The organism is Shewanella sp. HL-SH4 (assembly GCF_051164845.1).
Classification (GTDB): Bacteria; Pseudomonadota; Gammaproteobacteria; order Enterobacterales; family Shewanellaceae; genus Shewanella; species Shewanella glacialimarina.
In genome coordinates this window covers 2,358,466-2,378,471 of sequence record NZ_CP195037.1, presented here as the reverse complement: position 1 = coordinate 2,378,471, position 20,006 = coordinate 2,358,466, and the positions used below count along the sequence as shown (strand labels likewise).

The 20,006-nt window shown below is 43.0% G+C and carries 10 protein-coding genes, 2 tRNA genes, 3 rRNA genes and 1 pseudogene; 3 read left to right on the top strand and 13 right to left on the bottom strand.

The window, feature by feature from the left end; all coding sequences use genetic code 11:
* Positions 1-208 precede the first annotated feature (208 nt).
* Positions 209-2,029 (top strand): DUF885 domain-containing protein, encoded by a 1,821-nt coding sequence (locus tag ACRWQL_RS11385; RefSeq protein WP_434950037.1) that lies wholly within the window; start codon positions 209-211, stop codon positions 2,027-2,029.
* Positions 2,030-2,117: 88 nt separating this feature from the next.
* On the top strand, positions 2,118-3,098 hold the full coding sequence (locus tag ACRWQL_RS11380; RefSeq protein ID WP_434950035.1) for an alpha/beta fold hydrolase: 981 nt from the start codon (positions 2,118-2,120) through the stop codon (positions 3,096-3,098).
* On the opposite strand, the gene ACRWQL_RS11375 is transcribed toward ACRWQL_RS11380, so the two are convergent.
* The 11 genes and pseudogenes from ACRWQL_RS11375 to ACRWQL_RS11325 all read right to left on the bottom strand — a co-directional run bounded on the left by ACRWQL_RS11375 (position 3,067) and on the right by ACRWQL_RS11325 (position 17,183).
* Positions 3,067-5,535, bottom strand: coding sequence for a putative bifunctional diguanylate cyclase/phosphodiesterase (locus ACRWQL_RS11375; protein WP_434950033.1), 2,469 nt, complete (start codon positions 5,533-5,535; stop codon positions 3,067-3,069). The genes ACRWQL_RS11380 and ACRWQL_RS11375 overlap by 32 nt on opposite strands.
* Before the next feature lie 637 nt (positions 5,536-6,172).
* Positions 6,173-6,577, bottom strand: a pseudogene (locus tag ACRWQL_RS11370) (IS630 family transposase); the annotation flags it as partial.
* A 105-nt stretch (positions 6,578-6,682) separates the two neighbouring features.
* Positions 6,683-6,865 (bottom strand): helix-turn-helix domain-containing protein, encoded by a 183-nt coding sequence (locus tag ACRWQL_RS11365; protein ID WP_434950031.1) that lies wholly within the window; start codon positions 6,863-6,865, stop codon positions 6,683-6,685.
* 132 nt (positions 6,866-6,997) lie between these two features.
* A complete protein-coding gene (locus ACRWQL_RS11360) occupies positions 6,998-7,162 on the bottom strand; it encodes a helix-turn-helix domain-containing protein (protein ID WP_434950029.1) in 165 nt (54 codons plus the stop codon).
* Positions 7,163-7,380: 218 nt separating this feature from the next.
* A 5S ribosomal RNA gene (rrf, locus tag ACRWQL_RS11355) occupies positions 7,381-7,496 on the bottom strand.
* A 142-nt stretch (positions 7,497-7,638) separates the two neighbouring features.
* Positions 7,639-10,541 (bottom strand): 23S ribosomal RNA (locus ACRWQL_RS11350).
* A 362-nt stretch (positions 10,542-10,903) separates the two neighbouring features.
* A tRNA-Ala gene (locus ACRWQL_RS11345) sits at positions 10,904-10,979 on the bottom strand.
* A gap of 145 nt (positions 10,980-11,124) precedes the next feature.
* Positions 11,125-11,201: transfer RNA gene (locus ACRWQL_RS11340), tRNA-Ile, on the bottom strand.
* Positions 11,202-11,290: 89 nt separating this feature from the next.
* Positions 11,291-12,835: ribosomal RNA gene (locus ACRWQL_RS11335) — 16S ribosomal RNA — on the bottom strand.
* Together the 16S, 23S and 5S rRNA genes with 2 tRNA genes alongside form the textbook arrangement of a ribosomal RNA operon.
* A gap of 666 nt (positions 12,836-13,501) precedes the next feature.
* Positions 13,502-16,225 carry a preprotein translocase subunit SecA gene (gene secA, locus ACRWQL_RS11330; RefSeq protein WP_434953369.1) on the bottom strand — a complete coding sequence of 908 codons (2,724 nt, stop codon included), beginning with the start codon at positions 16,223-16,225 and terminating at the stop codon, positions 13,502-13,504.
* A 58-nt stretch (positions 16,226-16,283) separates the two neighbouring features.
* The gene (locus tag ACRWQL_RS11325) at positions 16,284-17,183 is read right to left on the bottom strand and encodes a M23 family metallopeptidase (protein WP_434927440.1); all 900 of its coding nucleotides are present in this window, start codon (positions 17,181-17,183) and stop codon (positions 16,284-16,286) included.
* 27 nt (positions 17,184-17,210) lie between these two features.
* Here ACRWQL_RS11325 and ACRWQL_RS11320 point away from each other — a divergent pair, with 27 nt between their 5' ends.
* Positions 17,211-17,660, top strand: a complete 450-nt coding sequence (locus ACRWQL_RS11320) for a DUF721 domain-containing protein (RefSeq protein WP_434927441.1) — start codon at positions 17,211-17,213, stop codon at positions 17,658-17,660.
* A 5-nt stretch (positions 17,661-17,665) separates the two neighbouring features.
* Here ACRWQL_RS11320 and lpxC read toward each other — a convergent pair whose 3' ends face one another.
* Entirely contained in the window at positions 17,666-18,586 is a 921-nt protein-coding gene (lpxC, locus tag ACRWQL_RS11315) for a UDP-3-O-acyl-N-acetylglucosamine deacetylase (protein WP_434927442.1), read from the bottom strand.
* 244 nt (positions 18,587-18,830) lie between these two features.
* Complete coding sequence (ftsZ, locus tag ACRWQL_RS11310; RefSeq protein WP_434927443.1) at positions 18,831-19,997, bottom strand: cell division protein FtsZ; 1,167 nt, start codon at positions 19,995-19,997, stop codon at positions 18,831-18,833.
* Between the last annotated feature and the right edge of the window lie 9 nt (positions 19,998-20,006).

Below are 20,006 nucleotides of genomic sequence, written 5' to 3'. Positions count from 1 at the left end.
TTTTCTAGGCTAAATGTGTTTTCTATTTTTAGAACACCCAGTGACCGAAGTTTAACATGCATGAATAAAAAGTGACGCAAGAAATCACCAAAGATGCACAATCGGTAACAAATAATTGTGTTGAATCAACTAGCATGATTGAAGTTGAATTGTTATGTTGTGATGCAATAATGATATTTGTAATTTATTGTCTATTAAAGGGATTCATATGCGTAAGCTCATTCTACCTGTATTGATATTACTTTCTATCACTGGATGTAAAACAACCACAGGTTCAAAAGCCTATTATTATCTAGGCGACACCACTCAAAAACAAACAACAGACAATAAAAAAAATATCAAAGCACCCACTCACAACGCTACTTTAGACTCAATAATTACTAATGCATGGCAATTAAATTTAGCATACTCACCAGAACTTGCTGCTAGCTTAGGTAACAAACGTACTGCCGGACAACTGCCTGATTTATCACCCGAGTCACTATCAGAACAAAATAAACAAACACAGCAAATTCTGAATACGTTAAAGTCGCTTGATAAAAGCAAGTTATCAAAAGATGAAATCATCAACGCTAAAATTTTGCAAGACCAACTACAAAACCAAGTTGATATGTATGCATTCAAAGATCATTATCTGCCTATCACGGCAGAAAGCGGCTTCCATGCTTACATTGCCAGTATGGCAACATCACCTTTCAACACTGCAGATGATTATCAGTATTACTTAGATAAACTGGCCGCACTGCCAACCTATTTCGCACAACAAACATTTTGGTTAAAACAAGGTTTAGCGGCAGGTATTACCCCAGCAAAAGTGACGCTTACCGGCTTTGAAGATAGCATTAGCGCCTTTATCGTTCCCGTTGAGCAAAGTGGTTACTTCAAACCGTTTACTACCTTCCCGAGCCATTTTACTGAAACACAGAAGAACCAGCTCACTCAACAAGGTAAAATAGCAATTTCAGAAAAAGTGTTGCCAGTTTATCAAGATTTCTACGACTTCATGACCCAAGAGTACATTCCCAATGCAAGGCAACAAATCGCTGCCTCAGCCTTACCTGATGGGCCTGCATTTTATCAAAACCGAGTGGAATACTACACTACGCTGCCAATGACGGCAGAGGAAGTACATCAACTTGGGTTAGCTGAAGTCGCCAGAATAAAAACTGAAATGGAACAAGTGATTACGAACGTTGGCTATAAAGGCACATTTGCAGAGTTTTTACATTTTCTACGTACTGACCCACAGTTTTATCCTAAAACCGCAGAAGAATTATTAAAAGAAGCGGCATATATTGCTAAAAAAGCCGATGCAATGTTACCTAAATATTTTGGTAAACTCCCTAGAACGCCCTATGGGATTGCGCCTGTACCAGCTGAAATTGCACCTAAGTACACAACGGGAAGATACGCGGGTTCAGATAGAGATGACCAACCAGGATATTACTGGGTAAACACATATGCGTTAGATAAACGTCCTCTATATGAAATGGAAGCGTTAACCTTACATGAAGCGGTTCCGGGACATCACCTACAAATCTCATTAAATAAAGAGCTGACTGATTTGCCTAATTTTAGGCGCTATAGCTATATTTCGGCTTTTGGTGAAGGTTGGGGTTTGTATTCAGAATACTTAGGCCTTGAAGCTGGTTTTTATCAAGACCCTTACAGTAACTTTGGCCGATTAACCTATGAAATGTGGCGTGCAGCAAGACTAGTGGTTGATACTGGTATGCATGCTAAAGGGTGGAGCCGCCAACAAGCTGTGGATTTTATGGCCGGTAATACTGCTTTATCTATGCATAACGTTAACACCGAAATTGATCGCTACATCTCTTGGCCAGGGCAAGCGCTCTCGTATAAAATTGGTGAGCTAACCATTAAACGTTTACGCGCAAAAGCTGAAAACACTTTAGGTGAAAAATTCAATATCAGAGAGTTTCATGATGCCATCTTAGAAAATGGTTCAGTGCCGATGCCTATTCTAGAGCAAATGATAGATGCCTATATTGCTCAAAAATTAAGCTAACCTTTACTGTTTACCCCGCTGTTATAGCGGGGTAAATACGCTATGATGAAATACTATCGACTCACCAGGAAAACAACTCTGCGACCTTATGATTTATAAAAAATTCTCGTCTGAAAAAAAACTCAATACACCAGAACAACAACGTTTTTGGCAAAGTGTTGAGCAAAGCCATTTTAGTCGTAAAGACGGCGTTAATATTGCCTACTGTCAGGTGCTGCAACCAGACACCAAACAGGCCATTGTTATTAGTAATGGTAGAGTAGAATCATATATAAAATACCAAGAATTGATTTTTGATTTATTTCAGCAAGGCTACAGCATCTTTGCCCTCGATCACCGTGGTCAAGGGCTTTCTGATAGACTGACACAGCAGCCGCATCAAGGGTACGTAGGAAAGTTTGAGGATTATGTCGATGACTTCTCGCATTTTATCGAACATATTGTCCAACCAACAAATCATCATTCTCTGTCAATCATGGCACACTCAATGGGCGGCGCAATCGCCACCCATTATTTGCATAAACATCCAACTATTTTTGATAGTGCGGTATTGTCAGCACCTATGTTTGGTATAGCCTTACCGTTTAATACCAAGATGGTGTTATGGTTAGCCAAACGTCTTGATAAGACATCGGCAATAACGGTTGAAGGTAAAGTCACTAGTAACTATGTTCTTGGTGGCACAGACTATAATCCAGCTCCCTTTATCAGTAACTATTTAACACACAGTAAGCACAGGTATGAACACTATAGAGAATGTTATAAAAAACATCCTCAATTACAACTTGGCTCACCGACCAACCATTGGTTGATTGAAGCCATTAATGCAGCAGAGAGTTGTGCAGAATTAGCCAAAAGTTCACCAACACCAATCCTCATTTTACAGGCAAGTGAAGATACCATTGTCACGAATCAATCACAGGACAACGCACTGAGTGCACAATGTCATAAGGTCGTCATCCAAGGTGCTTATCATGAGGTCTTTATCGAAAGCGATAAACTAAGGAATAAAGCATTAAGCTATGCTATCAACTTTATTAAACAACACTCAAAGACAGCTGAGACTTAACTAATTGAATAATATCGACCTCACTTAAAGGACGGCTGAAAATGTATCCCTGGAAGCCATTACATTTAGCGTGAATTAAATTATTAAGCTGTGATTTAGTTTCAACTTGCTTAGCAATAACCTGATAATCCAAGCGAGAGGCTAATTCAACTAACGCACATAACAATATTTGTGAACTAGGATCTTGCTTATCCTCTACAACATAACAAGCCGCTAATTTAACCTGTGAAAAACTCACACCTTGCAGTTGATTCAGCGAACATAAGCCCGAACCAAAATTATCTAAAGCAACATTAATACCCATATTTTGAAGCGTAATAATTTTTTCTTTAACCAATTCGGCATTAACAGAGAAAACATCCTCATTTAACTCAAACTGCAATTTACTCGGATTCACCTTGCTGCTTTGAATGCGGTTTAATACCACACTTACAAAATGTTCTTGATGGAAGTGACGCGAGGATATATTTAAAGACATGATAGGTGTCGGCACACCTAATGATTGCAACTGATGCAACACTTGACATGTCTTCTCAAGGATCCAAAGCTCTAATTCAAATATGAAATCCGATAATTCTGCAGCCTCTATAAATTTACGCGGACTAATAAAACCATGCTGTTGGTGATACCAACGTGGTAAAACTTCAACACTCATTACATGACCATCATCATCAACAACAGGCTGATACACTAAATTTAGCTGCTCTTGCGCTAGTGCAACTTTCAACTCGTGACTTAATTTAAAAGGTTGTATTTGACTATGATCAAGTTGTGGATGATAAATAGAACAGCCATTTGATCTTGGCTCTTTGGCATGTTCAAGAGCATTATCAGCCCTACCGAGTAGAGTTTGAGGCTCAAGTGACTCAACACCATCACATACTACAACTCCGACACGGGCTGAAATAGAAAGCTCTTGTTCGGCAACAGAAAAGCTTCTCCCAATTAACTGCCTGACCTCGCTAGCCAAAGCCAAGGCTCGTTTATTAGCGTGGCCGACTTCATTACCAAAGTTTTTAGCCAGTAAAATAAACTCATCAGCCCCTAAACGGGCAACAAAATCTGCTGATGAAAAAGCGCTTGATAACCTAGCGGCAATTTTCATCAATAATCGATCACCTAACTCAGCACCTAAGGCATCATTTAAAACAGCAAAATTATCTAGATTTATCAATAAAATAACAGAAAACTGGTTAACCTTCCGACTATGAACTTGCAAATCGTATAAGGAATCAGCCAATGCTTCACGATTAACTAAATCAATTAAGCCTGTATGAGCTTGTTTATCCTTATCAGACTCCGTTTTTTGAACTTTCACATCGCCTGATACATCGGTGATGGTACCAATAATTCGAACCGGTTTACCCTGTTGATCCCATTCGACTATTTTCCCTCTATCCAACACCCAAATATGTTTACCATCTTTATGCCTTAATCTATGAACGCTCTCATATTCAGTAGTTTTGCCATCAATATATTTTTGTAACGCATTTAATACATCTGCTTTTTCTTCACGGTGAAGTCGAGACTCCCAAACAGAATAATCACTATCCAACTCATAAGACTGATAGCCCAGCATATCTTTCCAGCGGTCTGAAACATAAACACTGCCAGTAGTAATATTCCAATCCCATATACCATTACGCACACCTTCAACAGAAAATAGCCACCTCTGCTCAGCATCGTTTAATCGTTTTTGGTTACGCTTGAGCTTACCACTTACTTGCACCAAGTAATCTCTGAGTGATGCAACCTCAAGCGAAGAACAAATAATTCCGCGCTGAAAATCAGAGGTATCAATATTTTTCGCTCTAAGACTTAAGCGGCTTAAGGGATGAATCCAAAACCAGTAGAGTAAGGCACAAAAAGCAATAAGAAATAATGAACCAACTCCCCATATTTGAACCGTCCTATTAAAAAGGGAATCCGATATTTGGGAGATCATCCCAGAAATATCATACTCGAGATATATCAATTCAACAGATTGCGCGTAGCTAAATCGATTGTTATCGGTTATGGGATAATAGCCCTGGATCGATAAACGGTCGAAATTGACTTGAAAATAGGGTTTATTGGATTGAATCACGCTTTTATGGATTGCGTTAGAGTAACCTTCGAGCACATTACTCGCATCACTCTCACGCCAAATAATATGATTTGCAAAATGAATAGTGCGGCTAGGATCCAAGATAACATAGACCATCATACTCATATCAGTAGAAATCAGAGCTACCTCTTGATCGATACGGCTAAAATCTTGCGCTTGTACTGATGACTCGATGACATGCCGCATACGAAATAGATCTTTTTTTAACTGCTCAGTCTGCTCTTCAGCAAGCTGCTGCTTGAGATCAGAATACTCATAGTAATATCCTCCAAATACCATGGCTAGGTGCATAGACAAGATACAAAATGGAATAATAAATGTGAGCGACAAATTCCGTATGTTAAACAAATGATATCCAAATCAGTAAAGCATTCCACATGCTAGCGGCAAAGCTTATAACAAGTAAAGAAATAGTTAGGGTTTTTATTGTAAATATAAGTCATAAAGTTATTGTTTATTAAAAGCTTTCGACACCGATAATAATTTATTATAACGCAAATAATAATAAAAATTAATAACCGGAATTTAACTATAATAGCTATCAAATTTGAACTTAATTAGAGACATTATAGATTTTTAGTTTAAAGCCTATGTCTATTTCAGTTGAATAACATTCAATATTGATAGAATAAATACACAAAATACAAACGATAAGCATAAATTTTTCTAAATAAGCGTATATCCTTATATTCACCACATAACTGACACTCTCTAATATCATTGATTGATGTTGACCAGAAATCATAGATGTAAAAAAGCCCGTTACATTAGTAACGGGCTTATCATTACACTTACGAGTAAATTAGGCGCCTGGAAATGACCTGCTCTCACATGAGCATATCGTCCACACTAATACTATGCTCAAATGACATGCTCAACTCTCAAACGTAAAAAAGCCCGTTACGCTAGTAACGGGCTTATCAATCTCTTCTCAATGAAATGTTTCGAGTAATACCATTTACATTAATTAATTGGTCAGTTTTGCCCACCGTCTAGAACATTGTTGAATCACCCTTTCCGGCTCTGCAATAAATCGATTCCATGCAATGGAACACTGCTCAACAATATCGTCATATCCACTAAAGCAACGATTGGCGAGTTCATTCTGACGAAGCCATTGCCACACTTGTTCTATAGGGTTGAGTTCTGGCGAATAGGGCGGAAGCTTAAGGATACTAAGGTTATCAAAGTCCTCTGTCATCACCTGTTGATGCCAACCTGCGCCATCCATGATGACCAAAGCATGGCGACTCGATTCGGTAGCCTCTGAAATTAATTTTAAATGCTCCCACATATATTCACTATTGGCATGCGGGGCAATAATAGCCTCTCGCGCCCGTTGCCGGACACACCGCGCCATATAAATACGCTGATTCGAACTGTTGTTGCCTTACCGCTCGTGGTATTTTGCTGACCAAATCTGGCTTCATCTTGAAACCAAACATCAATGCGATCTAACGCCACATGACCAGGGGGGTTAAGGATCGTTGACAGCTGGAAGTTTTTTAAAAGCGTCCTGAATATCTTGAGATTGTTTTGGGTGACGTGAGCGGGTCGTTATCCATGACAATCCTAATTGATGCAGTAATCTGTAGATATTTACCTGTTTAAAGGTCACGCCAAATTCTGACTGAATAAAAAGACTGACATCTCTTGCCATCAATCTTCCGCCACTCTCAGACAAGCTTTGACGTTGTACAAATTCTTTCAGATTTACCAGTTGTTTCGCCGATAATTGAGCGGGTCGACCTGGATTATGTTTATCATCTAGGCCGCTAATGCCATGAGTTAATTAATGAGTAACCCATGCATTTACACTGGTTCTACTGACCTTCAACATGTTGGCTATAGCAGTACGAGAATGACCTTCGGTAAAATGAAGTAAGGCGAGATAACGCATACGTTTACGTGCGCTTTTCTCAGATTTAACTAATACTGCAAGATTGAGATTATTCATCGATACTGAAATAAGGAAATGACGACTAATTAGATCACATATTTAATGTAGATGGTATAAATTAGGCGCCTAGAAATGATCTACTCTCACATGGGAATATGGGCCACACTAATACTATGCTCAAATGACATGCTCAAATGACATGCTCAAATCTCAAACGTAAAAAAGCCCGCTACGTTAGTAACGGGCTTATCACTACTCTTGCGAGTGAATTGGGCGCCTGGAAATGACCTACTCTCACATGGGGAGACCCCACACTACCATCGGCGATACTGTGTTTCACTTCTGAGTTCGGAATGGGATCAGGTGGTGCCACAGCTCTATGGTTTCCAGACAAATTTGGTTTATCTAACGCCATTTAACTAGCATTAAATAATAATTCGGAAAGCTGATTGCTTTATCTGAGTTTGAGTCTCGTCACACTATTTAAGCGTCCCATTCTAACCACTAAGGTCAGTAAAACCCATCTGGGTTGTATGGTTAAGCCTCACGGGTCATTAGTACAAGTTAGCTCAACGCCTCACAACGCTTACACACCTTGCCTATCAACGTAGTAGTCTCCTACGGCCCTTTAGAGAGCTTAAAGCTCTAGGGATGACTCATCTTGGGGCTCGCTTCCCGCTTAGATGCTTTCAGCGGTTATCGATTCCGAACGTAGCTACCGGGCAATGCCATTGGCATGACAACCCGAACACCAGCGGTTCGTCCACTCCGGTCCTCTCGTACTAGGAGCAGCTCCCCTCAATCATCCAACGCCCACGGCAGATAGGGACCGAACTGTCTCACGACGTTCTGAACCCAGCTCGCGTACCACTTTAAATGGCGAACAGCCATACCCTTGGGACCGACTTCAGCCCCAGGATGTGATGAGCCGACATCGAGGTGCCAAACACCGCCGTCGATATGAACTCTTGGGCGGTATCAGCCTGTTATCCCCGGAGTACCTTTTATCCGTTGAGCGATGGCCCTTCCATTCAGAACCACCGGATCACTATGACCTACTTTCGTACCTGCTCGACGTGTATGTCTCGCAGTTAAGCTGGCTTATGCCATTGCACTAACCGTACGATGTCCGACCGTACTTAGCCAACCTTCGTGCTCCTCCGTTACTCTTTGGGAGGAGACCGCCCCAGTCAAACTACCCACCAGGCACTGTCCTCAACCCCGATAAGGGGCCAGAGTTAGAACATCAAAACTACAAGGGTGGTATTTCAAGATTGACTCCACTCCATCTAGCGACGAAGCTTCAAAGTCTCCCACCTATCCTACACATGTAGGTTCAATGTTCAGTGCCAAGCTATAGTAAAGGTTCACGGGGTCTTTCCGTCTAGCCGCGGGTATACGGCATCTTCACCGCAATTTCAACTTCACTGAGTCTCGGCTGGAGACAGCGTGGCCATCATTACGCCATTCGTGCAGGTCGGAACTTACCCGACAAGGAATTTCGCTACCTTAGGACCGTTATAGTTACGGCCGCCGTTTACCGGGGCTTCGATCATGAGCTTCTCTTGCGATAACCCAATCAATTAACCTTCCGGCACCGGGCAGGCGTCACACCGTATACGTCATCTTGCGATTTTGCACAGTGCTGTGTTTTTGATAAACAGTTGCAGCCACCTGGTATCTGCGACTGCCGTCAGCTTAGGGAGCAAGTCCCATCACCAACAGCAGCGTACCTTCTCCCGAAGTTACGGTACCATTTTGCCTAGTTCCTTCAGCCGAGTTCTCTCAAGCGCCTTGGTATTCTCTACCCGACCACCTGTGTCGGTTTGGGGTACGATCCCTACTAACCTGAAGCTTAGAAGATTTTCCTGGAAGCATGGCATCAACTACTTCATCACCTTAGTGACTCGTCATCAGCTCTCAACGTGTACATTTAAGTACGTGTTCCCGGATTTGCCTAAGAACACCGCCTACTACCTTAAACGCGGACTACCAACGCCGCGCTAGCCTAGCCTTCTCCGTCTCTCCATCGCAGTTAGCAGAGGTACAGAAATATTAATCTGTTTTCCATCGATTACGCCTTTCGGCCTCACCTTAGGGTTCGACTCACCCTGCCCCGATTAACGTTGGACAGGAACCCTTGGTCTTTCGGCGAGGGAGTTTTTCACTCCCTTTATCGTTACTCATGTCAGCATTCGCACTTCTGATACGTCCAGTGTGGGTTACCCCTTCACCTTCAACCGCTTACAGAACGCTCCTCTACCGCTTGCAGTAAACTGCAAACCCGTAGCTTCGGTGGTATGTTTAGCCCCGTTAAATCTTCCGCGCAGGCCGACTCGACTAGTGAGCTATTACGCTTTCTTTAAATGATGGCTGCTTCTAAGCCAACATCCTAGCTGTCTAAGCCTTCCCACATCGTTTCCCACTTAACATACACTTTGGGACCTTAGCTGACGGTCTGGGTTGTTTCCCTTTTGACAACGGACGTTAGCACCCGCTGTCTGTCTCCCGAGTAGTACTCATTGGTATTCGGAGTTTGCAAAGGGTTGGTAAGTCGGGATGACCCCCTAGCCTTAACAGTGCTCTACCCCCAATGGTATTCGCTCGAGGCGCTACCTAAATAGCTTTCGAGGAGAACCAGATATCTCCGAGTTTGATTGGCCTTTCACCCCCAGCCACAAGTCATCCGCTCATTTTTCAACATAAGTCGGTTCGGTCCTCCAGTTGATGTTACTCAACCTTCAACCTGCCCATGGCTAGATCACTCGGTTTCGGGTCTACGCCTTGCAACTAAACGCGCAGTTAACACTCGGTTTCCCTACGGCTCCGCTATTCGCTTAACCTCGCTACAAAACGTAAGTCGCTGACCCATTATACAAAAGGTACGCAGTCACGGTCTCAAGAACCGCTCCCACTGCTTGTACGTATACGGTTTCAGGTTCTATTTCACTCCCCTCACAGGGGTTCTTTTCGCCTTTCCCTCACGGTACTGGTTCACTATCGGTCAGTCAGGAGTATTTAGCCTTGGAGGATGGTCCCCCCATATTCAAACAGGATGTCACGTGTCCCGCCTTACTCGTTTTCATCTATGGTTAGTTTTCATGTACGGGGCTATCACCCTGTGCCGCTGAGCTTTCCAACTCATTCCACTAACACCCCATAGACTTAAGGGCTAATCCCCGTTCGCTCGCCGCTACTAGGGGAATCTCGGTTGATTTCTTTTCCTCTGGGTACTTAGATGTTTCAGTTCCCCAGGTTCGCCTCATACAGCTATGTATTCACTGTATGATGACCACTTATGTGGCCGGGTTTCCCCATTCGGATATCGTTAGCTCAAATGCTTATTACTAGCTCGCCAACGCTTTTCGCAAGTTATTACGTCCTTCATCGCCTCTGACTGCCAAGGCATCCACCGTATACGCTTAGTCACTTAACCATACAACCCAAATGAGTTTCACTGCCCTTGTAAACAAGAGAATGAACTAATCGGACTGTATTGCAACTAGCTGGTTTTTACTTGTCTCACTCCCGACCAGGAAGTGTGACTCGCCTTAGTTTTTAGAATATTCAAGACACTTAAACAGTGTTTTGAGAACTCAAGATACTGATGCTTTCGCATCAATATTATTTTCGCACTAACCTAATCACACAAACGACAACGAATCATCATTCATGCGCCTTTAGTTAGTACTATCAGCTTTCCAAATTGTTAAAGAGCGGGCTTAAAAAAGCCAAAGATAAAATTTCGTTTATCTTTGGCATCTCGGACCAATATGTATGTATTTCATCGAAGATGAATGGTGGAGCTATGCGGGATCGAACCGCAGACCTCCTGCGTGCAAGGCAGGCGCTCTCCCAGCTGAGCTATAACCCCTTTACATACAGTGAGAATTTACGTTTACCTTCTAAGAAGGTCAGCCAATTTATTTGGCTTGCCAATTCGAATTTATCCAAGGCAATTTATTGCGACGTTTAGTTCACTAAACGAGCGGTAAATTAACACAGGAGAAATGAAGAATTGGTGGGTCAGAGTGGACTTGAACCACCGACCTCACCCTTATCAGGGGTGCGCTCTAACCAGCTGAGCTACAGACCCAACGTAATTTCTCTTTCTTTCTATCAAGTAATCTGTGTGAACACTCACATGCATCTCTGCACTTTTAGGTATTGAGTTAGTCGTATAGGTAAGGAGGTGATCCAGCCCCAGGTTCCCCTAGGGCTACCTTGTTACGACTTCACCCCAGTCATGAACCACAAAGTGGTGAGCGTTCTCCCGAAGGTTAAACTACCCACTTCTTTTGCAGCCCACTCCCATGGTGTGACGGGCGGTGTGTACAAGGCCCGGGAACGTATTCACCGTGACATTCTGATTCACGATTACTAGCGATTCCGACTTCATGGAGTCGAGTTGCAGACTCCAATCCGGACTACGACGTACTTTGTGAGATTAGCTCCACCTCGCGGCTTTGCAACCCTCTGTATACGCCATTGTAGCACGTGTGTAGCCCTACTCGTAAGGGCCATGATGACTTGACGTCGTCCCCACCTTCCTCCGGTTTATCACCGGCAGTCTCCCTAAAGTTCCCGACATGACTCGCTGGCAAATAAGGATAGGGGTTGCGCTCGTTGCGGGACTTAACCCAACATTTCACAACACGAGCTGACGACAGCCATGCAGCACCTGTCTCAGAGCTCCCGAAGGCACTAAGCTATCTCTAGCGAATTCTCTGGATGTCAAGAGTAGGTAAGGTTCTTCGCGTTGCATCGAATTAAACCACATGCTCCACCGCTTGTGCGGGCCCCCGTCAATTCATTTGAGTTTTAACCTTGCGGCCGTACTCCCCAGGCGGTCTACTTAATGCGTTAGCTTGGGAGCCCAGTGACTAAGTCACCAAACTCCGAGTAGACATCGTTTACGGCGTGGACTACCAGGGTATCTAATCCTGTTTGCTCCCCACGCTTTCGTGCATGAGCGTCAGTCTTTGTCCAGGAGGCCGCCTTCGCCACCGGTATTCCTTCAGATATCTACGCATTTCACCGCTACACCTGAAATTCTACCTCCCTCTACAAGACTCTAGTTCCCCAGTTCCAAATGCAATTCCTAGGTTGAGCCCAGGGCTTTCACATCTGGCTTAAAAAACCGCCTGCGCACGCTTTACGCCCAGTAATTCCGATTAACGCTCGGACCCTCCGTATTACCGCGGCTGCTGGCACGGAGTTAGCCGGTCCTTCTTCTGTAGGTAACGTCACAGCAACAGTTTATTAAACTATTGCCTTTCCTCCCTACTGAAAGTGCTTTACAACCCGAAGGCCTTCTTCACACACGCGGCATGGCTGCATCAGGCTTTCGCCCATTGTGCAATATTCCCCACTGCTGCCTCCCGTAGGAGTCTGGGCCGTGTCTCAGTCCCAGTGTGGCTGATCATCCTCTCAGAACAGCTAGGGATCGTCGCCTTGGTGAGCCATTACCTCACCAACTAGCTAATCCCACCTAGGTTCATCCAATCGCGAAAGGCCCGAAGGTCCCCTCCTTTCCCCCGTAGGGCGTATGCGGTATTAGCAGTCGTTTCCAACTGTTATCCCCCTCGACTGGGCAGATCCCTAGGCATTACTCACCCGTCCGCCGCTCGCCGGCAAAGATAGCAAGCTATCTTCCCGCTGCCGCTCGACTTGCATGTGTTAGGCCTGCCGCCAGCGTTCAATCTGAGCCATGATCAAACTCTTCAATTAAAGTTTTTTGAAACCCGAAGGTTTCGGCTCAATGAATTCTGATTGCTTTATCAACCGAAGTTAACAAAGTCTTTTTGTACATATTGCTATGAACATTCATCGTTGCATTGAGTTTAAATTTTTTGATTGCTCTTCCTAAGAAGAAGCAATTTCGAATAACTCAATACCTGTGAATGTCCACACAGATTACTTGATAAATTGTTAAAGAGCGTTGATGTTGATTTTTCAAACATCGCCGTTGGACGCTAGGTCGTTGGCTTGGGCTGCGTATTCTACAGACCCTGTTGTCAGCGTCAAGTGTTTTTTCAAACTTTCTTTTCGCTGTTGATTTGATGATGAAACCGAAGTTTTTATCCTTTCAAATCAACCTGACTTCCTAAGTGATTAACTTCAGATGCCACTTTGCTTTCGCGCTGTGCCGTGTCAGTGGTTGCGCATTATAGGGAGATTCTGAGGCAGTGCAAGGGCTTTTGTGTAAAAAGATCGTTTTTTTACGATCTTTTTGATAGTTACCCACTTACATACATGTTTTGCACCATTTACCCCCAAAGTTATCCACAATAGGTGCTTTATAACCTTAGACCCTTGCCAATCAGATATAAAAAAGCAGCTATATAAGCTGCTTTTTATAATCACTATGCTGGTTTAGCTAAGCTAACTGGCTTATTAACTTAATTTGCCATGGCATTGTTTAAATTTCTGACCTGATCCGCAGGGACATGGGTCATTACGCCCCACTTTCTCACCATCGCGTATAACCGTCTTAGGTTTTTCCGCTGTAGCTGTCGTTTCACCTTCGTCCAATGCTTGTGCCGTTGCATGTTGGTAATCACGTTTAATCTTAGCTTCTTCATCGCGACGGCGTTGTTCCATGTCGTCTACATCAGATTGTGCTTGTACTTGCACTTTCGATAATACACTGATGACATCGTGCTTTAATGTTTCAAGCATCTGTTGAAACAACTCAAATGATTCACGCTTATATTCTTGCTTAGGATTTTTTTGTGCATACCCACGTAAATGGATACCTTGACGTAGATGATCCATCGCAGCCAAATGCTCTTTCCATAAACCATCTAAGGTTTGTAGCATTACAGCTTTTTCAAATTGACGTAATACTTGCGGGCCAACCATCTGCTCTTTAGCTTTAAAAGCTTCAGTCCATGATGTCACAATACGCTCACGTAATGTCTCTTCATGTAGATCGTCTTCTTTATCTAACCATTCTTGTATCGGAAGCTTTAATGCGAACTCATTATGTAAACGTTGCTCTAAGCCTGGTACGTCCCATAACTCTTCCAAAGAATTCTGTGGAATATAAGAATCAATAACGCCAGAAACAACATCTTGTTCGATATTCTTGATGGTGTCTTCAATGCTTTCAGCATCCATTAACTCATTACGTTGCGAATAAACAACTTGGCGTTGATCATTTGCCACGTCATCATATTCAAGCAATTGCTTACGAATATCGAAGTTACGCGCTTCTACTTTGCGCTGTGCATTTTCGATGGCACGAGATACCCATGGATGTTCGATAGCTTCGCCTTCTTCCATACCCAGTTTTTTCATCATGCCTGAAACACGATCTGAAGCGAAGATACGCATTAAGCTATCTTCCATCGATAGATAGAAGCGTGAAGAACCCGCATCACCTTGACGACCAGCACGACCACGTAGCTGATTATCGATACGACGCGATTCATGACGCTCGGTACCAAGAATGTGTAAACCGCCAGCCGCAAGCACTTCATCATGGCGTATTTGCCAATCTGCTTTAATTTTAGCTTTCTGTTCTGCTGTTGGATTATCTAACGCGTCAATCTCCATGTTCCAGTTACCGCCTAATACGATATCCGTACCACGGCCAGCCATGTTTGTTGCAATAGTTACTGCGCCTAAACTACCGGCTTGGGCAACAATTTCAGCTTCTTTTTCATGGAATTTAGCATTTAGTACACTGTGTGGGATTTTGGCTTTTTTCAATAATGTATTAAGCAGCTCTGATTGCTCAATAGACACTGTACCCACTAATACTGGCTGACCGCGTTCACGGCAACTTTTAATATCTGCAACAATAGCATCGTATTTTTCTGTGGCAGTTAGATAAACTAAATCAGCCATGTCGTTACGAACCATTGGACGGTTAGTCGGTACTACAACGGTATCTAGGCCATAGATATGCTGAAACTCGAATGCTTCAGTGTCGGCAGTACCCGTCATACCGGCTAATTTATCATACTGACGGAAGTAGTTTTGAAAGGTAATTGAAGCCAATGTTTGGTTTTCATTTTGAATATGAACCCCTTCTTTGGCTTCAACCGCTTGATGCAAACCTTCTGACCAACGACGTCCTGGCATTGTACGGCCAGTATGTTCATCTACAATAACAACATCATCGTCTTGGATAATATAATCAACATCGCGTTCAAATAGAGTATGTGCACGAAGTGCTGCATACACGTGATGCAGTAATGAAATATTTGCGGCTGAATAAAGTGAATCACCTTCAGCTAACATACCTTGTTCAGTTAACAGTAGTTCAACTTTCTCTTGACCACGTTCTGTTAAATGAACTTGTTTACCTTTTTCATCGATTGTGAAGTCACCTTCACCGATATAGTCTTCGGTATCTTCTTTATCTTGACGTACAAGACTAGGAATTAACTGATTCACTTTAATGTACAGATCTGAGCTGTTTTCAGCTGCACCTGAAATGATCAGTGGCGTACGCGCTTCATCAATTAAGATTGAATCGACTTCATCGATCAATGCGTAGTTTAGTGGGCGTTGTACACGCTCTTGTGGAGAAAAGGCCATATTGTCGCGCAGATAATCGAAACCAAATTCGTTATTGGTGCCATAAGTTATATCTGCGTTATACGCCTGTTTCTTTTCTATTTGACCAATACCAGCAACGTTAACGCCAACCGTTAAGCCTAAAAACTCAAATAACGGACGATTGAATTCAGCATCACGACGGGCTAAGTAATCATTCACAGTAATAACGTGAACACCTTTGCCACTGAGACCATTCAAATATGCAGGTAATGTTGCGGTTAATGTCTTACCTTCACCGGTACGCATTTCAGCAATACGATTGCTGTCTAAAACCATACCGCCAAGTAATTGGACATCAAAAGGACGCATATTAAATACACGTTTTGACGCTTCACGCACAACGGCAAATGCTTCTGCCATCAGACTTTCTAAGCTTTCACCTGATTCTAGACGCTGGCGAAACTCTGCGGTTTTTGCTTTTAGTTCTTCATCGGAGAGTTTTTCATAATCTGCTTCCAATGCGTTAATTTTAGTGACCACTTTACCCAAGTTCTTTAGGGTACGATCGTTTTTGCTTCCAAATACTTTTGTCAGTAATTTACCTAACATCTTAGTCACTTATCTCTTGTAGGTTTGGCTCTTCAGAGCGGATTAACCGTTAATATGATCAACTTGCTTTGCGATAGACATACTTTTGTGGATCTATTTGTTGTCCACCGCGAAGCACTTCGTAATGCACATGAGGGCCGGTTGAACGGCCTGTGCTTCCCATACTGGCGATTGTATCGCCTTTGGCAACGACGTCACCTACGTTTACTGACAGAGATTTATTGTGTCCATAGCGAGTTCGAAGACCATTACCATGATCTATTTCGATAAGCTCACCATATCCAAACATACTTCCTGACCACGTTATTACACCTGCGGCAGTTGCAACAACATCGGCCCCTTCTCGCCCAGCAAAATCAATACCTTTATGCATTGTTCTACGGCCATTAAAAGGGTCATTGCGTAAACCATAGGGCGAAGATAACCAACCTTTATCGATTGGCCGCCCTGATATATAACGCTCTTCATCTATATGGAGATTTGTTGACACTGTTTCAAGTAGTGACAACTGAAGATTATTACTATCAATTCTTGATGCCAGCGTATTCATATCATTAATAAGCTGACTTAATTCGATTCCTGTCCCTAATTCACTGTAACCGCCGATACCAACTTCTACATGGAAATCGAATTGATCGTCGAGTAAATTATTTTGGGCAACTTGCTGGCCTAATGCCTCAAGTCGGGTAATTTTGGCCTGCATTTTAGCAACATGAGTTACTAACGTAGACAGTTGAATTTCGGTTGCGTGTTTGAGCTCAATAACTTGCTGTTTTTGTTGCTCACGCAATTGTTGGTTTTCGTCCACTTTAGCTTGTTGATTAGCAAAGCGATCGGTACTGTATTGATAAATAGCAGTTCCGGTGACCATTATCATTATCGGTAGAAGAAACCATCGCTTACTGGGTTGCCAGCGCGTGACCCCATTTCGACCTTGAACAAATACTGTTACACTCATAGCCTAACTCAGCCATCTTATTATCATATGAAAAAGCCCCCTCAAGACCTCAGCAATTTATTACATTTGTCAGGAAAACTTCCTGAACTCGCTGAGAAAGCAGAACTATTAAATAATCTGAATAATTATTTAAAACAGATTATCGATGGTCCTGCGGCAGAGCAGCTAAAAGTAGCCAATCTCCGCCAGGGTGTTCTTGTTGTTGAAACGTCATCCGCTGCCTGGGCCGCGAGAATTAATTTTCAAAAGCCTAAACTACTACGACAACTTCAGGCTGAAACATTACCCATGCTCACTGCTATTGAGGTTAAAGTCAACCCAGGATTAGCAATAGGAAATGTAAACTCCCAGGTGAATCACACTTATATCAGTAATGAAGCTGCGCAACACATCACTGCATTGGCTGATCATGTTGAAGGATCACTGGGTGAAAAACTAAAACGGCTGGCTGCATTGGCCAGCCGTAATAGGCGATAAAACGATTAAGCTAGTGCCGCTGAACCTGGCACAATGAAGCTGACAGGCACATCGGCTTCTTTGTCAAAGCTGACTAATTCCCATGCATCCTGCTGGGCAAGTAGCGCTCTAACGAGTTGATTATTTAATGCATGACCTGTTTTGTATGCTTTAAATTCACCGACAATGGCATGACCTGCTACATACAAATCACCAAAAGCGTCGAGAATTTTATGCTTAACGAACTCGTCTTCATAACGCAGACCATCAGGGTTGAGGACGCGGTATTCGTCAAGCACTACAGCATTTTCCATGCTGCCACCTAAAGCTAGGTTATTCGCACGCAAATATTCAATGTCACGCATAAAGCCGAAGGTTCTAGCACGGCTGATATCTTTTACAAAAGCGGATGTAGAAAAGTCCATTACCATATGTTGTTGGCTTCGAGCAATTTCTGGATGAGTAAAGTCAATTTTAAAATCAACTCTAAACCCTTTAAAAGGTCTTAACTCAGCCCATTTATCACCGTCTTCCACTCGAATAGGTTTGGTAATTTTTAGGTATTTTTTCGGTGCCGCTTGTTCTTTAATGCCTGCGCTTTGCAGCAAAAATACAAACGGACTGGCACTGCCATCCATAATTGGGATTTCAGGGGCATCAACTTCGATAATCGCATTATCAATGCCTAAACCAGCAAGTGCTGCAAATAGATGTTCAATTGTAGATATACGAACACCAGTATCATTTACAAGCGCTGTACACATTGTCGTTTCACGCACTAATTCAGCCTTAGCAGGTATAGACACTGGAGGCGTAAGATCGGTACGTGTTAGTACAATCCCTGTATTTACTGGTGCGGGCATAATGCACAGAGTGACCTTGTTGCCAGAATGTAATCCGACACCTGTACTCTTCACCATTTTTTGAACAGTTCTTTGAAAAATCATTCATTTACCCGTAAATAACAATAAAAACAAAAGCTTAAAATAAATACCTAAAGCTATCATGTATAGCTGGTACGACATGCTACCATATCTTGCGCAATTCACAAAAAAAATGCAAATGACCCCAGAACAACGTCATTTCGTTATCAACTACGTAATCATCACACCTTTATTGATATTAATATTGTAAACAATATTAATATCAGCCTATCAAAACCGCTTTTAAACGGGTTGATAGTTATGCTAGTTAATCAGCTTGCTTACGTAAAAATGCTGGAATATCTAAATAATCTGCATCTGCACGTGGAGCAGGAACTGATTGTGGTACAGCATTACTCTTCGGCGAAGAATATGTTTGCGCAACAATAGGTTCGTCAACTGGCTCTGGGCGTGGCTCAATAACTACTGGCTCTGGGCGTGGTGCTGTTTTTTGCACTAACTGAATATCAGGCTTCTTTTCAATGCCAATACCCGTAGCCACTACCGTTACACGTAGCTCATCACTCATTTCAGGATCAATCACCGCACCGACTACTACTGTAGCATTTTCAGATGCATAAGCTTTAACGTGGTTACCCACTGTTTCTAGCTCTTCAATTGTGATGTCCATACCAGCAGTAATGTTAACTAATACGCCACGGGCGCCAGCTAGATCAATATCTTCTAATAATGGACTTGCAACCGCTGCTTCTGCTGCTTCTTCTGCGCGGTCATCACCAGTAGCGACACCCGTACCCATCATGGCATTACCCATTTCAGACATAACGGTTTTCACGTCGGCGAAATCCACGTTAATTAAACCTGGACGAGTAATTAGCTCAGCAATACCCTGCACCGCACCAAGTAGCACATTATTAGCTGCAGCGAATGCATCGAGTAATGATGTACCACGACCAAGCACTTTAAGTAGCTTTTCATTTGGAATGGTAATTAATGAATCCACATGTTTAGCTAACTCAGCGATCCCTATTTCAGCGTATGCCATACGCTTTTTGCCTTCAAATGGGAACGGCTTAGTCACAACGGCAACCGTTAAGATGCCTTCTTCGCGTGCGATTTCAGCAACGACTGGTGCAGCACCGGTACCGGTACCTCCGCCCATGCCGGCTGCGATAAAGATCATGTCAGATCCTTTAATTGCCGCACGAATATTTTCACGATCTTCTTCTGCCGCTTGACGACCTACGTCTGGGTTTGCCCCAGCACCTAGACCTTTTGTAACATCACGTCCAAGTTGGATAGTTGAACCCGCACTTGATTTACGTAATGCCTGTGCATCTGTGTTTGTTACGATAAACTCAACACCTTCAATGCTGTGCTTTACCATATGTTCGACAGCGTTTCCGCCACCACCACCGACACCGATGACTTTAATCACCGCTTCGTCTGAATGTGAATCCATGATCTCAAACATTGTCTGATC